At 63.4% G+C, this 16,687-nt stretch carries 12 protein-coding genes; 4 read left to right on the top strand and 8 right to left on the bottom strand.

All coding sequences use genetic code 11. The features are described from left to right. Positions 1-62: 62 nt before the first annotated feature. The 8 genes from X730_RS146310 to X730_RS146345 all read right to left on the bottom strand — a co-directional run bounded on the left by X730_RS146310 (position 63) and on the right by X730_RS146345 (position 12,428). On the bottom strand, positions 63-1,691 hold the full coding sequence (locus X730_RS146310) for an alpha-D-glucose phosphate-specific phosphoglucomutase (protein WP_023754827.1): 1,629 nt from the start codon (positions 1,689-1,691) through the stop codon (positions 63-65). Positions 1,692-1,694: 3 nt separating this feature from the next. After that, positions 1,695-3,140, bottom strand: a complete 1,446-nt coding sequence (gene glgA, locus X730_RS146315; RefSeq protein WP_023754828.1) for a glycogen synthase GlgA — start codon at positions 3,138-3,140, stop codon at positions 1,695-1,697. Between the two features lie 19 nt (positions 3,141-3,159). Beyond that, entirely contained in the window at positions 3,160-4,425 is a 1,266-nt protein-coding gene (glgC, locus tag X730_RS146320) for a glucose-1-phosphate adenylyltransferase (protein ID WP_023715696.1), read from the bottom strand. A gap of 107 nt (positions 4,426-4,532) precedes the next feature. Then, entirely contained in the window at positions 4,533-6,746 is a 2,214-nt protein-coding gene (gene glgB, locus X730_RS146325; protein WP_023805743.1) for a 1,4-alpha-glucan branching protein GlgB, read from the bottom strand. 70 nt (positions 6,747-6,816) lie between these two features. Then, entirely contained in the window at positions 6,817-9,279 is a 2,463-nt protein-coding gene (locus X730_RS146330) for a glycogen/starch/alpha-glucan phosphorylase (RefSeq protein ID WP_023826765.1), read from the bottom strand. Between the two features lie 140 nt (positions 9,280-9,419). Further along, entirely contained in the window at positions 9,420-10,202 is a 783-nt protein-coding gene (locus X730_RS146335) for an ATP-binding cassette domain-containing protein (RefSeq protein WP_023670726.1), read from the bottom strand. After that, on the bottom strand, positions 10,199-11,260 hold the full coding sequence (locus X730_RS146340) for an ABC transporter permease (protein WP_023670725.1): 1,062 nt from the start codon (positions 11,258-11,260) through the stop codon (positions 10,199-10,201). The genes X730_RS146335 and X730_RS146340 overlap by 4 nt, the downstream gene beginning before the upstream one ends. 151 nt (positions 11,261-11,411) lie before the next feature. Continuing rightward, positions 11,412-12,428, bottom strand: a complete 1,017-nt coding sequence (locus X730_RS146345; protein WP_023670724.1) for a sugar ABC transporter substrate-binding protein — start codon at positions 12,426-12,428, stop codon at positions 11,412-11,414. A 225-nt stretch (positions 12,429-12,653) separates the two neighbouring features. Here X730_RS146345 and X730_RS146350 point away from each other — a divergent pair, with 225 nt between their 5' ends. The 4 genes from X730_RS146350 to X730_RS146365 all read left to right on the top strand — a co-directional run bounded on the left by X730_RS146350 (position 12,654) and on the right by X730_RS146365 (position 16,686). Then, positions 12,654-13,880, top strand: coding sequence for an ROK family transcriptional regulator (locus X730_RS146350; protein WP_023826764.1), 1,227 nt, complete (start codon positions 12,654-12,656; stop codon positions 13,878-13,880). Beyond that, entirely contained in the window at positions 13,881-14,327 is a 447-nt protein-coding gene (locus X730_RS146355; RefSeq protein WP_023684581.1) for an RbsD/FucU domain-containing protein, read from the top strand. Then, positions 14,324-15,247, top strand: coding sequence for a carbohydrate kinase (locus X730_RS146360; RefSeq protein WP_023684582.1), 924 nt, complete (start codon positions 14,324-14,326; stop codon positions 15,245-15,247). Before X730_RS146355 ends, X730_RS146360 begins: the two co-directional genes overlap by 4 nt. A gap of 296 nt (positions 15,248-15,543) precedes the next feature. Next, positions 15,544-16,686: a DegT/DnrJ/EryC1/StrS aminotransferase family protein gene (locus X730_RS146365; RefSeq protein ID WP_023684583.1), complete on the top strand. Its 1,143-nt coding sequence runs from the start codon at positions 15,544-15,546 to the stop codon at positions 16,684-16,686. Position 16,687: the final 1 nt, after the last annotated feature.

Raw genomic sequence — 16,687 nt, 5'->3', positions numbered from 1 at the left:
AACCCGATCCGCTGCGCGGATCGACCCTCCCCACAAGGGGGAGGGTAAAGACGTCACCACCCTCAAGTAATCACGCTCGGCTTGTTGCGCCCGGTGTGGCTCTTGATCCCGGCGATATCATCGGCAGCCGCGATCAGGTCAGCGAGCGCCTCTTGCGTGTCGAGATCATGCCGCGCTCTGTCCGGCTCGTAGCGCTCGATGTAGACGCGCAGCGTAGCACCCGACGTGCCGGTGCCGGACAAACGAAACACGACACGCGAGCCGCCTTCGAACAGGATGCGGATGCCTTGGTTCTTGCTCACCGAACCGTCGACCGGATCGTGATAGGCGAAGTCGTCGGCATTGGCGATCTTCAGGCCGCGCACGCTGGTGCCGGGCAGCGAGGTCAGCTTGGCGCGCAACTCGTCGACCAGGGCGTTGGCGCGCTCGGTTTCGACCTCCTCATAGTCATGACGTGAATAGTAATTGCGGCCGTAGGTCGCCCAATGTTCGGTGACGACGTCCTTGCAGCTTTCGCCGCGCACGGCCAGGATGTTCAGCCACAACAGCACCGCCCACAGCCCGTCCTTTTCACGGACATGGTTCGAGCCGGTGCCGGCGCTTTCCTCGCCGCAGATCGTTGCCATGCCGGCATCGAGCAGATTGCCGAAGAACTTCCAACCGGTCGGCGTTTCGTAGATGCCGATGCCGAGCTTTTCGGCGACGCGGTCTGCCGCGCCGCTGGTCGGCATCGAGCGGGCGATGCCTTTGAGGCCGTCCTTGTAGCCCGGCGCCAACTGCGCATTGGCGGCAAGCATGGCCACCGAATCCGACGGGGTGACGAAAATGCCCTTGCCGATGATCAAGTTGCGGTCGCCGTCGCCGTCGGAAGCGGCGCCGAAATCGGGCGCATCCGGTCCCATCATCTCATCATAGAGATGCTTGGCGTGGACCAGGTTCGGATCCGGGTGATGGCCGCCAAAATCCGGCAGCGGCTTGTAGTTGCGGCAGGTGCCATTCTCCGCGCCGAGCCGGCGCTCGAGGATTTCCTTGGCATACGGCCCGGTGACCGCATGCATGGCGTCGAAGCGCATGCGGAAGCCGTATTTGAAATTGGCGCGGATGGCGTCGAAGTCGAACAGGCTCTCCATCAATTCGGCATAGTCGGTGACCGGGTCGATAATCTCGACCGCCATGCCGCCGGCGGTCACCGTGCCGATCTTGTCGATGTCGATCTGGTCGATGTCGGCGGTCTTGAAGCTCGAAATCGTCTTGGTCTTTTCGAAGATCGCGTCGGTCAGCTTTTCCGGCGCCGGGCCGCCATTGCCGGCATTGTACTTGATGCCGAAATCCTCGTGCGGGCCGCCCGGATTGTGACTGGCCGACAGGATGATGCCGCCGAAGGTCTTGTATTTGCGGATGACATGCGACGCCGCCGGCGTCGACAATATGCCGCCCTGCCCGACCATCACCTTGCCGAAGCCGTTGGCCGCCGCCATGGCGATGGCGTTCTGGATGACCTCGCGGTTGTAGAAGCGGCCGTCGCCGCCGATCACCAGCGTCTTGCCCTCAAAGCCCTCCAGCGCGTCGAAGATCGACTGGATGAAGTTCTCGGCATAGTGCTCCTGCTGAAAGACAGGCACCTTCTTGCGCAGGCCGGACGTGCCGGGTTTCTGGTCGAGATAGGGTTTGGTGGCGACGGTCCGGATCATGCTTCAGGCAACCCTTTTCGAAAGCAGCAGGCGGTAGAGTTCAACGTATTTGTCGGCGCTCTTGTCCCAGGAGACATCGGCCTTCATGCCCTGGCGCTGGATCTGTTCCCAGACGGCCGGGCTCGAATGCGCATCGACCAGCCGGCGGATGGCGTGCAGCATGGCGCCGCCACTATTGGGCGCGAACTGGAAGCCGGTGGCGACACCGGCCGAGATCGCTGCTTCATTGGCGTCGATGATGGTGTCGGCAAGGCCGCCGGTGCGGGCGACGACCGGCACGCAGCCATAGCGTAGGCCGTAAAGCTGGGTCAGCCCGCAAGGCTCGAAGCGCGACGGGATGACGATGGCGTCGCAGCCGCCCTGCATGGTGTGGGAAAGCCCCTCGTCATAGCCGACGACGACGCCGACACGGCCGCGATGGCGGGCGGTGGCAGCCAGCAGCGCGCCTTCCAGGCCGGCGTCGCCTGAGCCGAGGATCGCCAGCCGCGCGCCGGTGGCGACGACGCCGTCGACCACAGCCGCCAGTATGTCCATGCCCTTCTGCCAGGTCAGCCGGCTGACGACGCAGACGATCGGACTGTCGTCGCGCTCGAGGCTGAAGCGGTCCTCGACAACCGCCCGGTTGGGAAGCCGAGCCTTAAGCGTCGCGGCGGAGTAGGCCGACACCAGATGCTTGTCGGTCTCCGGGTTCCAGATGTCGGTGTCGATGCCGTTGACGATGCCGTAGAGGTCGGAAGAGCGCATGTTGATCAGGCCGTCGAGGCCCATGCCGAATTCCGGCGAGCGGATTTCCTGGGCATAGGTGGGGCTCACCGTGGTGATCGCCCAGGCCGCCTGCAGGCCGGCCTTGAGGAAGCCGACGCCGCCATAGTATTCGACGCCGTCGAGCGCCATCGCCGCGGCCGGCAACCCGAGCTCGCCAAAAATGCCGGCGCCGAACTGACCCTGGAAGGCAAGGTTGTGAACCGTGATCAGCGACGGCACGCCGACCGCCTTGCCGTAGCGCATATAGGCCAGCGTCATCGCCGACTGCCAGTCATGGGCGTGGACGAGATCCGGCTGGTAGCCGGAAATGGCGCCGCCGGCGATATCGCCACCGACCTGGCTCAGCGCGGCAAAACGCCGCCAATTGTCGGGCCAATCGGCGCCGGCCGCATTGCCGTAAGGGCCGCCGGGACGGTCGTAGAGATGCGGCGCGTAGAGCACGAACAGGTCGAGCCCGGCGATCTTGACGGCATGGACCGAAGCCTTGCCGCCCTGCAGCAGCGGGTATTGGTAGACAGCCTTCTTTTTCTTGAAGGCGTCCATCACCTGGGGAAAGCCGGGGATGAGCGTGCGCATGGTCACGCCCTTGGCGGCCAGCGCGATCGGCAATGCGCCGGTCACGTCGGCAAGTCCGCCGGTCTTGATCAGCGGGAATATCTCGGGCGTGACCGACAGAACCTGCATGCGTTTATGGTACCCCGTCTTACAGCTTCAGCTTGTCGATCATGTCCTGCGTGACCAGGCAGATGCCCTTTTCCGAAACCCGGAAACGCTTGGCGTCGAGAACAGGGTCTTCGCCAACCACCAGCCCTTCCGGTATCCTTACACCGTGGTCGATGACGACGCGCTTCAACTTTGCGTTCCGGCCGACATGAACGTCGGGCAGCATGACGACCTCTTCCAGCGTCGAATAGGAGTTGATGCGCGCGCCGGTGAAGATCAGGCTGCGCTTCAGCGAAGCACCCGAGACGATGCAATCGCCTGAGACCAGCGAGGAGACGGCCGAACCACGCCGGCCATCCTCGTCATGCACGAACTTTGCCGGCGGCTTCAATTCGGCATAGGTCCAGATCGGCCAGTCACGGTCGTAGAGGTCGAGTTCGGGGGTAATATCGGTCAGGTCGATATTGGCTTCCCAGTAGGCATCGACCGTGCCGACATCGCGCCAATAGGCCTCGTTCTCGGCAGTCGAGCGCACGCAGGATTTGGCGAAGCGATGCGCGATCGCCTTACCATGCTGGACGATGTAGGGGATGATGTCCTTGCCGAAGTCGCGGCTGGAGCCTGGCTCGGCCGCATCGCGGCGCAGCTGTTCCATCAGGAACTTGGTCTTGAAGACATAGATGCCCATCGAGGCCAGCGCGAATTCCGGCTTGTCGGGAATGCCGGGCGGGTCGGCGGGCTTTTCGACGAAGGCGATGATGTTGTCCTTGCCGTCGACATGCATGACACCGAAGCCGGTCGCTTCCAAGCGCGGCACTTCAAGGCAACCGACAGTGACATCGGCATTGGCATCGACGTGCTGGCGCAGCATCAGCTCGTAGTCCATCTTGTAGATGTGGTCGCCGGCCAGGATGACCATGTATTCGGGGCCATAGGCCTCGATGATGTCGATGTTCTGGTAGACGGCGTCGGCCGTGCCTTCATACCACTGGGTTTCCGAGACACGCTGGGAGGCCGGCAGGATGTCGAAGCTTTCGTTCCGCTCCGGGCGCAGGAAGTTCCAGCCGCGCTGCAGGTGGCGGATCAGCGAATGCGCCTTGTACTGGGTGGCGACACCGAGGCGGCGGATGCCGGAATTCAGCGCATTGGACAGCGCGAAATCGATGATGCGCGTCTTGCCGCCGAAATAGACAGCCGGCTTGGCCCTGCGGTCGGTCAATTCCTTGAGCCGGCTGCCGCGGCCGCCGGCCAGCACATAGGCCATGGCATCGCGCGCCAGCGGCTGGGTTCTCTTCAAGTCTGCCATTTTTACCCTCCCAAATTACCAGTCTGGAGCATCGCCCGGTCCGCAACGAGTCGACGGACCTAATCCGAAACGAGTTGACGGATCTAGTCCGCAACGAGTTGACGGACCTAGTCCGCAACGAGTTCAAGCATGATCGTCGACAGCGGCGGCAAAAGCATCGTTGCCGAAATGCCTCCTCCTTCCGCCCTGGCTTCGACCACACCGCCATTGCCCTTGCCCGAACCACCGTAGTCCGAAGCGTCGGTGTTGATGATTTCGCGCCATTTGCCGACCTTGGGCAATGGCACGCGATAATTGTCGCGCGGCACTGGCGTGAAGTTGGAAATGACGGCGATCGGGTTGCCGCCGGGCGCGCTGCGCAGCCAGGCGAAGACCGAGTTTTCCTTGTCGTCGACGATCAGCCAGGAGAAGCCGTCCGGCTCGCAGTCGCGTGCATGCAGCGCCGGGCGCGAGCGATAGAGATAGTTGAGGTCGCGCACCGTCTGCCAGACGCCGCGATGCGGGTGGAAGTCGAGCAGGTTCCAGTCGAGCCCGCGCGCCTCGCTCCACTCGCGGCGCTGGGCGAATTCCTGGCCCATGAACAACAGCTTCTTGCCGGGATAGCCCCACATGAAGGCATAGAAGGCGCGCAAAGTCGCGAACTTCTGCCAGTCGTCGCCGGCCATCTTGCCGAGCAGCGTGCCCTTGCCGTGCACGACCTCGTCATGGGACAGCGGCAGCACGAAATTCTCGGAAAAGGCGTAGGTCAGGCCGAAGGTCAGGTCGTTGTGGTGATGTTTGCGGAAGATCGGCTCCTTGGCGAAATACTCCAACGTGTCGTGCATGAAGCCCATGTTCCATTTGAAGCCGAAGCCCAGCCCGCCTTCGTGCACCGGCGCCGAGACCTTCGGCCATGAGGTCGATTCCTCGGCGATGGTCATCACGCCGGGATGGTGGCCGTAGACCTCCTTGTTCATCTTCTGCAGGAAGGAGACTGCTTCGAGGTTTTCGCGGCCGCCCTTCTCGTTGGGGATCCACTCGCCGGCCTTGCGCGAATAATCGAGGTAGAGCATCGAGGCCACCGCATCCACGCGCAAACCGTCGACATGGTATTTCTCGGCCCAGAACAGCGCGTTGTTGACCAGGAACGACACCACCTCGCGGCGGCCGAAATTGTAGATCGCGGTGTTCCAGTCGGGATGAAAACCCTTGCGCGGATCGGCATGCTCATAAAGCGCTGTGCCGTCGAAATTGGCCAGGCCATGCGCGTCGACCGGGAAATGCGCCGGCACCCAGTCGAGGATGACGCCGACGCCGGCGCGGTGCGCACCGTCGACGAAACGGGCGAAGCCGTCGGGGTCGCCGAATCGCGCCGAGGGGGCATAAAGTCCGGTTGTCTGATAACCCCATGACGGGTCATAGGGATGTTCGGAGATCGGCAGGAACTCGATGTGGGTGAAGCCGGTCTCGACAGCATAGGGGATGAGCTGGTTGGCGAGTTCGTCCCATGACAGGAAGCTGCCATCATCGTGCTGCTGCCACGAACCGGCATGGACCTCGTAGATCGATATGGCTTCGCGCCGCGGATCGGCCTTTCGCCAGTAATTGCGATGCGCCTCGTCGCCCCATTCATGCGCCGGCGGCACCGCCGTCACGGATGCTGTGGCCGGGCGCAGTTCAGACTTGAAGGCGAACGGATCGGCCTTGAGCGGCAGGCGCACGCCGTCGGGGGCAATGATCTCGTATTTATAGGGGTGGCCGGCGCCGATATCGGGAATGAACAGCTCCCAGATGCCGGTGTCGCGGCGGTCGCGCATCGTGTGCCGACGGCCGTCCCATTCGTTGAAGTCGCCGACCACCGAGACACGCCGCGCATTGGGCGCCCAGACGGCGAAGTGTACGCCGGAGGCGCCCTCGTGATCGATGAGATGAGCGCCGAGCTTGTCGAACAGCCTGAGATGCGACCCTTGGGCGATGTAATAATCATCCATCGGGCCGAGTACCGGGCCGAAGGAATAGGGATCGGTCAGCCACCAGTCGCCGCCGGCATTCTTGGCGTGATACCGCAGCGGCTGGCGCTTCTTGATCGACAGTCTGCCTTCGAAGAAACCGGCGTCGTCGCGCCGCGTGAGTTCGCCGGCGTTCTTGCCGGCCAGCGTGTATGCGGTGACGAACTCGGCATTGGGGACGAAGCAGCGGGCAACCAGGCTCTTGCCGGCATCATGCACGCCCAGGATTGCAAAAGGATCGCCATGCGTGCCTGCAACAATTGCGGCGACATCGCCGGCTGACGCCAGCCCGTCCGACCCGCTCGTCGTCGCGGTCGCGCGCGGTTTCTTCATCAGGCGGTGTCCCTCCCTGGGAACCAGTTCTTGTGCACAAGACCCATTGTCGTGGCCTCATGCAATCATATCAGGCCGGCACGTTCCAGATTTCTTTCGCATATTGGCGGATCGTGCGATCGGAAGAGAACCAGCCGACGCGGGCAACGTTGCGGATAGCGCGCGCGTACCAATCGGGGCTGTTGCGCCAGACGGCGTCGACATCGCGCTGGGCGGCGGCATAGGCGTCGAAATCCGCCGCCACCATGAACCAGTCGCTGTTGTAGAGACCGTCGACCAGCTCGCGGTAGCGATCCGGCTGGTCGGGCGAGAACACGCCCGACGATACTGCGGCAACAGCCTGCGCCAATTCAGGGGAGCCCTCGATCACGGCGCGCGGGTTGTAGCCATTGCTGCGCCGCTCGGCGACTTCCGCCGTGCTCAGGCCGAAGATGAAGATGTTGTCGTCGCCGACGCATTCCTTGATCTCGACATTGGCGCCGTCGAGCGTGCCGATGGTCAAGGCGCCGTTCAGCGCGAACTTCATGTTGCCGGTGCCCGACGCCTCCATGCCAGCAGTCGAAATCTGCTCGGACAGGTCGGCGGCCGGCATCATCACCTCGGCCAGGCTGACATTGTAGTTCGGCACGAACACCACTTTCAGCAGCCCGCGCACCGACGGGTCGCTGTTGATGACCTTGGCGACGTCGTTGGCCAGTTTGATGATCAGCTTGGCATTGTGGTAGCTGGGCGCCGCTTTGCCGCCGAAGAATTTGACGCGCGGCATCCAGTCCTGCTCGGGATGCGAGCGGATCTGGTCGTAGAGCGCGATCGATTCCAGGATGTTGAGCAGCTGGCGCTTGTATTCGTGGATGCGCTTGACCTGGATGTCGAACAGCGCCGACGGGTCGAGCTTGATGCCGAGCCGGTCTGCGACCAGATTGGCGAGCTTGACCTTGTTGGAGCGCTTGACGGCGGCGAACTTGTCGCGGAAGGCGGCGTCGCCGGCAAAGGCTTCGAGCCCCTTGATGGCGTCGATGTCGTCGAGGAAACGGTCCCCGATCGCCGCGCGGGTGAGCGCGGTGAGGCCCGGATTGCACTGGATCAGCCAGCGCCGTGGCGTGATGCCGTTGGTCTTGTTGTTGATGCGATCGGGATAGAGCTTGTGGAGATCGGCAAACACCGTCTCCTTCATCAGTTCGGTGTGCAACGCCGACACGCCATTGATCGAGTGCGAGCCGACAAAGGCCAGGTTACCCATGCGCACGCGGCGGTCGCCATTTTCCTGGATCAGCGAGATGCGGCTGATCTGCTCATTGGAAAACTGGTTGGTGGCGCGGGCCTCAAGCAGCACCTGAGCATTGATGGCGTAGACGATCTGCATGTGGCGCGGCAAAAGCCGTTCGAACAGCGGCACCGGCCAGCTTTCCAGCGCTTCGGGCAGCAGCGTGTGGTTGGTGTAGCCGAAGGTGCGCTTGGTGATGTCCCAGGCCTGGTCGAAATCCATGCCATGGACGTCCATCAGCAGGCGCATCAGCTCTGGCACGGCGATCGCCGGATGGGTGTCATTGAGATGGATCGCCGCCTTGTCGGGCAGCGAGGCGAGATCGCCATACTGGCTGAGATGGCGCTGGACGATGTCCTGCAGCGATGCGGTGGAGAAGAAATATTCCTGCCGCAGCCGCAGTTCCTGGCCGGCCTTGTGGGAATCGGCGGGGTAAAGCACGCGCGACAAGGCATCGGCCTTGTTGCTTTCGGCCAGCGCGCCGATGTGGTCGCCGGCGTTGAACTTGTCGAGCAGGATCGGATCGACCGGCATGCCGGACCAAAGCCGCAGCGTGTTGACGCGGTTGGCCCGCCAGCCAACCACCGGGGTGTCGTAGGCGACGGCCTGGACATGCTCGGTCGGCTTCCAGACGTGACGTTCGAGCCGGCCATCCTTGGAGGTGATCGATTCCACCGAGCCGCCGAAGCCGACCTCGAAGGCACGCTCCCGCCGCTCGAACTCCCAGGGGTTGCCGTGGTCGAGCCAGGTTTCGGGCAGTTCGACCTGCCAGCCGTCATGGATCTCCTGGCGGAACATGCCGTTGGCGTAGCGAATGCCGTAGCCATGCGCGGGAATGTCGACGGTCGCCATGCTTTCCATGAAGCAGGCGGCGAGCCGGCCGAGACCGCCATTGCCGAGCGCTGCATCCGGTTCGAGCCCGGCGATGAGGTCGAGGTCGACGCCCAGCGACTTGAGCGCTTCTCGCATATTGTCCATCAGGCCGAGATTGGAGAAGGCATCGCGCATCAGCCGGCCGATGAGGAATTCGAGCGACAGGTAATAGACGCGCTTTTCCTGCTGGGCGTAGGCCTCCTGCGTCGCCTGCATCCAGTGATCGACGATGCGGTCGCGCACGACCTTGATCGAGGCTGTCAGCCAATCATATTGCGTGGCAACGGAGGTGCCTTTGCCGACCCGGTATTTGAGAGCCAGCAAGACTTCGTCGGCCAGCGTCTTGGGATCGGGTATTTCGAGATCGGGGGCTTTGGCTGTCATTGTTCGCGTCATACTGCCTCTCGTGATCGTGCTGCGATCATACCGGCTTTCGCTCTCAGTCCCAGCCTATCCTAGTGCATCGCAACATACGTTCAATCGATTTAGACCAGCATGCCGCCAGTTCCCCTGCGGCAATTTATCCGTCGAGCGGATCAGGCAGCGAGTGCAGCCTCCGGCGGAACCTTCGCTCCCGTCATGAAGGCGACGGCGTCGGACATGGTATATTGCTTGGGATCGATGACGCAGAGGCGGCGACCCAGCCGATGGATATGGATGCGGTCGGCAACCTCGAAGACATGCGGCATATTGTGCGAGATCAGCACGATCGGCAGGCCTCGTTTCTTGACGTCGAGGATCAGTTCCAGCACGCGGCGGCTCTCCTTGACGCCGAGTGCGGCGGTCGGCTCGTCCATGATCACCACGCGGCTGCCGAAAGCAGCGGCGCGCGCCACCGCCACGCCCTGGCGCTGGCCGCCCGACAGCGTTTCCACCGCCTGGCTGATGTTCTGGATGGTCATCAGCCCAAGCTCGGTGAGCTTGTCGCGGGCGCGCTTTTCCATTGCGGGCCGGTCGAGCATACGAAGCCAGTCGCCGAGGAAGCCGGGTTTGCGGATCTCGCGGCCCAGGAACATGTTGTCGGCGATCGACAGGGCCGGCGACAAAGCCAGGTTTTGGTAGACCGTCTCGATGCCCGCCTCGCGCGCCTCCATGGGCGATTTGAAAGCGACAGCCTTGCCTTCAAGACGGATCTCGCCTTCGTCGGGCACGGCGGCGCCGGAAATCGCCTTGATCAGCGATGATTTGCCGGCGCCATTGTCTCCGATGACGGCCAGGATTTCGCCGGGGTAGAGGTCGAAGTCGGCATTGTCGAGGGCGGTGACACGGCCATAGCGCTTGATCAGGCCGCGCGCGGTGAGGATGGGTTCCACGGTCATGCCGAAACCTTTCTGATCCATTGGTCGATCGCCACGGCGCCGATGATCAGCACACCGGTGAGCAGCACCTTCCATTGCGGATCGGCGCCCAGCATGTTGAGGCCCATCGAGACGACGCCGACGATCATCGCGCCGAAAAGCGTGCCCAGAATTGAGCCGCGCCCGCCGAACAGTGAAATGCCGCCGATCACCGTCGCGGTTATCGCCTGCAGGTTGTAGTCGGTGACGGCGGCTGACGGCGAGATCGAGCCGTTGCGGCCGATGGACACCCAGGCAGCGAAAGCGGCGATCAACCCGGCAAGGGTGTAGACCGTCATCAACACCTTCTTGGTCTGGATGCCAGACAGCTTCGCCGCCTCCTGATCATCGCCAACGGCGTAGACATGGCGGCCCCAGGCGGTGTGATTGAGCACGTACCAGAGGATCAAAACGAGCACGACCGTGGCGATGACGCCCAGTGTCAGCACCGCCGTGCCGATCTTGAAACTCAGGGCAAAGAGATGCAGCAGCGGCGCCTGGGCGTCGACGTCGGTATCGCGGATCGTCTCATTGGCCGAATAGATGAAGTTCGTCGCCATGACGATGTTCCAGGTGCCGAGCGTGACGATGAACGGCGGCAGCTTCATGTAGGCGACCAGCAAGCCGTTGAGCAGGCCGCAGGCTGCGCCGGCGGCAAGCCCGATGGGCACTGCGAGCACGGCCGGCATGCCGTAGCTGACCGCGCAATTGCCCATGATCACGGCCGAAATCACCATGATCACGCCGATCGACAGGTCGATGCCGGCGGTCAGGATGACCAGTGTCTGCGCGGCACCGAGGATGCCGACGATGGCGATCTGCTGCAGGATCAGCGTCAGCGTATAGGATGAGAAGAAACGCCCGCCAATGGCGATGCCGAAAATGACGATCGACAGGACCAGCACAATCAGCGGCACCGCCGCCGGCGTGGAGTGCAGGAAATGCTGGATCCGCTTGACGGCCGATTTGTGCTCGTCAAAGGCGGCAACGCTTGTGTCGCTGCTCGAGAGAACCTTCTCGAATTCCTGTGCTTGAGCCATGTTTTCCTCCCCTGGGCTTCAGCTCCATGCCGATACCCGCTCGCGCCTGTCCGGTCTGCTGCCGGGATTATTCGCGTGACGCATCGTCCACCCGAAGCGGCCGGGGATCAAGCCCCCGGCCGTCAGCTTGCCGCTGGCTGTCAGGCAGCCATCAGCCCCAGCACTTGGCGAGGCCTTCCTTGGTGTCGATCGACTTCACGCCATTGGCCGGCTTGTCGGTGACGAGGTTGACGCCGGTGTCGAAGAAGTTCTTGCCTTCGGTCGGCTTCGGCTTGGCGCCGTCCTTGGCGAAGGCGGCGATCGCCTCGATGCCGAGTGCCGCCATCTGCAGCGGGTATTGCTGCGAGGTGGCGCCAATGACGCCTTCGGTCACCGACTTCACGCCGGGGCAGCCGCCATCGACCGAGACGATCAGCACCTGGCTTTCGAGACCGACCGCCTTGAGCGCCTGGTAGGCGCCGACAGCGGCGGGCTCGTTGATGGTGTGGATGACGGTGATGGAGTTGTCCTTCTGCAGAAGGTTTTCCATCGCCTTGCGGCCGCCTTCTTCATTGCCGTTGGTGACGTCGTGGCCGACGATGCGGGCATCGTCCTCATCGCCGATCTTGTTGGGATCCTTCACGTCGATGCCGAAGCCCATCATGAAGCCCTGGTCGCGCAGCACATCCACGGTCGGCTGTGAGGGGGTCAGGTCGAGGAAACCGATCTTGGCGTCCTTGGCCTTGTCGCCGAGGGTCGCGGCTGCCCAGGCGCCGATCAGCTTGCCGGCTTCCAGATTGTCCGTCGCGAAGGTCGCGTCGGCGGCATCGATCGGGTCCAGCGGGGTATCGAGCGCGATCACCAGCAGGCCGGCGTCACGCGCCTTCTTCACCGTCGGCACAATGCCCTTGGTGTCGGACGCGGTGATCAGGATGCCCTTGGCGCCGTCGGCGATGCAGCTTTCGATCGCCGCCACCTGGCTCTCGCTGTCGCCGTCGATCTTGCCGGCATAGGTCTTGAGGTCGACGCCAAGTTCCTTGGCTTTGGCGGTCGCGCCCTCCTTCATCTTGACGAAGAAGGGGTTGGTGTCGGTCTTGGTGATCAGGCAGGCGCCGACGCCGGCGGCCGATGCTGTCGAAGCAAACGCCATCAGGCCGAGGCCCGCCGCGGCGAACACGGTGGACTTCAATAAAGCTTTGGTCACGATCTTCCTCCCATGGAACCATGCGGATGCCGCCAACCGGCATCTTGAGCGCATCCACTGAAGTTCTCCCAGTGTGGACGCGCCCTCAAATGACACCAGCGGGAGCCGCCTGTCAATAATTAAATCACTCTTATTTATTATTGACAGCTTTGCGCGGTTCACTCATTCTGCCGCAAAAGCAGTAAGAATAAACCAAGGGAAGGAACAAGGGTGGAGACCGGCATTGCGAGGCACGGTTCGCCCGAGGCGGCCGCCAGCCGTCTCCACCGTGGCACCAACCAGAGCGGCATGCGCGACCACAATGAGCGGCTGGTGCTGTCGTTGGTTCGCCAGCACGGCAGCTTGGCCAAATCAGACATTGCGCGCATGACCGGGCTTTCAGCGCAGACCGTCTCGGTCATCATGCGCGAACTGGAGGAAGACAGCCTGCTGCTGCGCCAGGCGCCGTTGCGCGGCAAGATCGGCCAGCCCTCCATCCCGATGGCGCTGAACCCCGAAGGCGCCTTCTTCATCGGCCTCAAGATCGGCCGCCGCAGCGCCGAACTGGTGCTGATCGATTTCCTCGGAACTGTGCGTTCCATGCTGCAGCACTCCTACCGCTATCCGGCGCCGCGCGAGACGGTTGAGTTCGTCACCGAAGGCATGAAGACGATGCGCGCCGAACTGACACCTGCGCAGGACAAGCGCATTGCCGGGCTCGGCATCGCCATGCCGTTCGAACTGTGGAACTGGGCCGACACCGCCGGCGCGCCGCGCGACATCATGGACGAATGGCGCCATCGCGACATCCGTGCCGACATCCAGGCGCAGTGCGAATTCCCGGTCTATCTGCAGAATGACGCCACCTCCGCCTGCGGCGCCGAACTGGTGTTCGGCCAGACCGGCGGGGCGCGCGACTTCGTCTATTTCTATATCGGCGCCTTTGCCGGCGGCGGCATCGTGCTCAACGGCCGGCTGTTCGGCGGGCCAACCGGAAATGCCGGGGCGCTGGGTTCGATGCCGGTGCCGGGGCCGGACGGCAAGCCGACGCAGCTCATCGACGTCGCCTCGATCGCCATGCTGGAAAAGGCGCTTAACGCACGCGGCGTCGAGGCTTCGCATCTGTGGACGTCGCCTGAGGATTGGGGCGAGATCGGTCACGAGCTCGACCACTGGATCGCCAATGCCGCTCAGGCGCTGGCCTATGCCATCGTATCGGCGTCCTCGGTGATCGATTTCGAGGCCGCGGTGATCGACGGCTGGATGCCGCTCGCTGTCCGGCGCCGGCTCGTCGATGCGATCAGGCAGGCGATCGGTACGATCGATGGCGAAGGGCTGAAGCTTCCGGTGGTGCGCGAAGGCACCGTCGGCATCCATGCCCGCGCGCTGGGCGGCGCCAGCCTGCCGCTGTCCGAACGCTTCCTCATCGGTTCGACCACGATTTCCAGGAGCATCTGAATGCTGATCGGTATTCCGTCGCTGCTCGGTCCGGAGCTTCTGGCGACATTGCGCGCCATGGGCCATGGCGACGAGATCGCGCTCGTCGACGGCAACTATCCGGCGGAAGAACAGGCAAACCGGCTGATCCGCGCCGACGGTCTTCACCTCATACCGGTGCTTGACGCCATTTTGAGCGTGCTGCCGGTGGACGACTTCGTGCCGGAAGCGCTGTTTCGTGCCTCGGTAAAAGGCGATCCCTCGGTCGCCGATCCGGTCCACCATGAAATCGAAACGATCTGCACCAGGCGCGCGCCGGGCCGCAAGGTGGTTGCGCTGGCGGGCGCCGACTTCTATGCACGCGTCCGGTCGGCATATGCGATCGTCGGGACCAGCGAACCCCGGCTCTACGCCAACATCATCATCCGCAAGGGCGTGATCTATCCGCCGGAGAACAAGAAATCATGATCCTCTGCTGCGGCGAAGCCCTGATCGACATGCTGCCGCGCACCACGACACAGGGCGAGCCGGCCTTTGCGCCCTATGTCGGCGGCGCGGTGTTCAACACGGCGATCGCGCTTGGCCGCCTCGGCGCGCCCGCCGGCTTCTTTTCCGGCCTGTCGTCGGATCTGTTCGGCGGCCAGTTCCGCGAGGCGCTCGGCGCAAGCAAGGTCAGCTCCACCTATGCGCACACCTCCCCTCGCCCGACCACGCTCGCCTTCGTGCGGCTCACCAACGGCCAGGCGACCTACACTTTCTACGACGAAAACACCGCCGGGCGCATGCTGACGACAGAGGATCTGCCGAAACTGGGCGCCGAGATCGAAGCCATGCTGTTTGGCGCCATCAGCCTGATTTCGGACCCGGCGGGTGCTGCCTACGAAGAATTCATGAAACGCGAGCACGAACGCCGCGTCATGATGCTCGACCCCAACATCCGGCCGAACTTCATCCCCGACAAAGCCAAGCACCTCCGGCGCATCCGCTCGATGATGGCGATGGCCGACATCGTGAAGCTATCGGATGAGGATCTGCACTGGTTCGGCGAGGCCGGCTCGCATGAGGACGTCATCCGCAACTGGCTGGATCGCGGCCCGAAGCTGATCGTCGTTACCCACGGCAGCGAAGGTGCCGTCGGCTACAGCAGGGAACACAAGGTCACGGTGATGCCGCATAAGGTGGAGGTGGTCGACACGGTCGGCGCCGGCGACACTTTCAATGCCGGCATTCTGGCCTCGCTGCACGAGCAAGGCCTGCTCACCAAGGCCGGGATCGGCGGCCTTTCGGAGGACGCCATCCGTCAGGCGCTGGCGCTCGGCGCCAAAGCGGCGGCGGTGACCGTGTCGCGGGCCGGCGCCAACCCGCCCTGGCGGCACGAAATCGCCTGATCCACGCTTAGTCCGCCGCCAGCCGCTGCAAGCAGCCGATCACTTTATGTTTCCGCGAGCCGGAAAGACGGACTGATCAGCCGGATTAATAGGCGGCGAAGCCCGGATTTCCGGCATCTTGCGGCAATGCAGGGAAAGCCTGAAGTAACAGGCTGCGACACCTAGACAACCCGTCCCGCGGCCGGTCCGGCTTTCTAGACCGGCCCAACTCTGGTACCAGCGGCCCGGTTAAGTTGTTGTTTCTGTGCGTGTCATTGTCCCCGGGGCAGCCCGCACCACACCGTTTTGAGGCCGACATGCAGTTCATCGATCTTGGCGCGCAGCGCGAACGTATCCGCGACCGGCTGAAGGCCGCGATCGACAATGTCGTCGAGGAAGGCCGCTATATCCTCGGACCGCAAGTCACCGAATTCGAAAACAAGCTCGCAGCCTATATCGGCACCAAGCATGTCGTGGCCTGCGCCAACGGCACCGACGCGCTGCTGTTGCCGCTGTTTGCCGCCGGTATCGGCCCCGGCGACGCGGTGTTCGTGCCGAGCTTCACCTTTGCCGCGACGGCGGAAGTGGTGGCGCTTGCCAAGGCCGAACCAGTGTTCGTCGATGTCGAGGCCGAGACCTACAACATCGACATCGCCAGCCTCGAGGCGGCGATCGCCATGATCAAGAAGGAAGGCCGGCTGAAGCCGAAGGCGATCATTCCCGTCGACTTGTTTGGGCTTGCCGCCAACTACGAGGCGATCATGGCGATTGCCAGGCGCGAAGGGCTGCTGGTGATCGAGGATGCGGCGCAGTCGATCGGCGGTTCGGCCGACGGCACAATGTGCGGCGCCTTCGGCCATGTCGGCTCGACCAGCTTTTATCCGGCCAAGCCGCTGGGCTGCTACGGCGATGGCGGCGCGATGTTCACCAATGACGACGCGCTGGCCGACCAGCTGCGCTCGTTTGCGTTCCACGGTAAGGGCGGGACGCAGTATGACAATGTCCGCGTCGGCATCAATTCACGCCTCGACACCATCCAGGCGGCGATCCTGATCGAGAAACTCGCCATCCTCGAAGACGAGATGGTCGCCCGCCAGGTCGTGGCCAAGCGCTACGCCGAAGGTCTCGGCGACATCGTCAAGGCGTCACGCAATCTGGGCGGTGGCCGCTCGGCCTGGGCGCAATACGCCATCGAGACGCCGAAGCGCGACGGGTTGAGGGCGCATCTCGGCGAAAAGGGCATCCCTTCGGTGATCTATTATGTGAAGCCGCTGCACGAGCAGGTCGCCTATCGCGACTATCCGCGCACGCCGACCGGGCTTGCGGTTTCGGAGGAACTGCCGAAGCGCATCCTGTGCCTGCCGATGCATCCCTATCTCAGCGAAGCCGACCAGGACCGCATCATCGAGACGATCCGCAACTACATTGGCTCGAACTCGGCGCATGTAGCGGCGGCGTAAG

This window comes from Mesorhizobium sp. L103C131B0, from assembly GCF_000502275.1.
In the GTDB taxonomy this organism is placed as follows: Bacteria; Pseudomonadota; Alphaproteobacteria; order Rhizobiales; family Rhizobiaceae; genus Mesorhizobium.
This window is presented reverse-complemented; position numbering and strand designations above follow the sequence as displayed.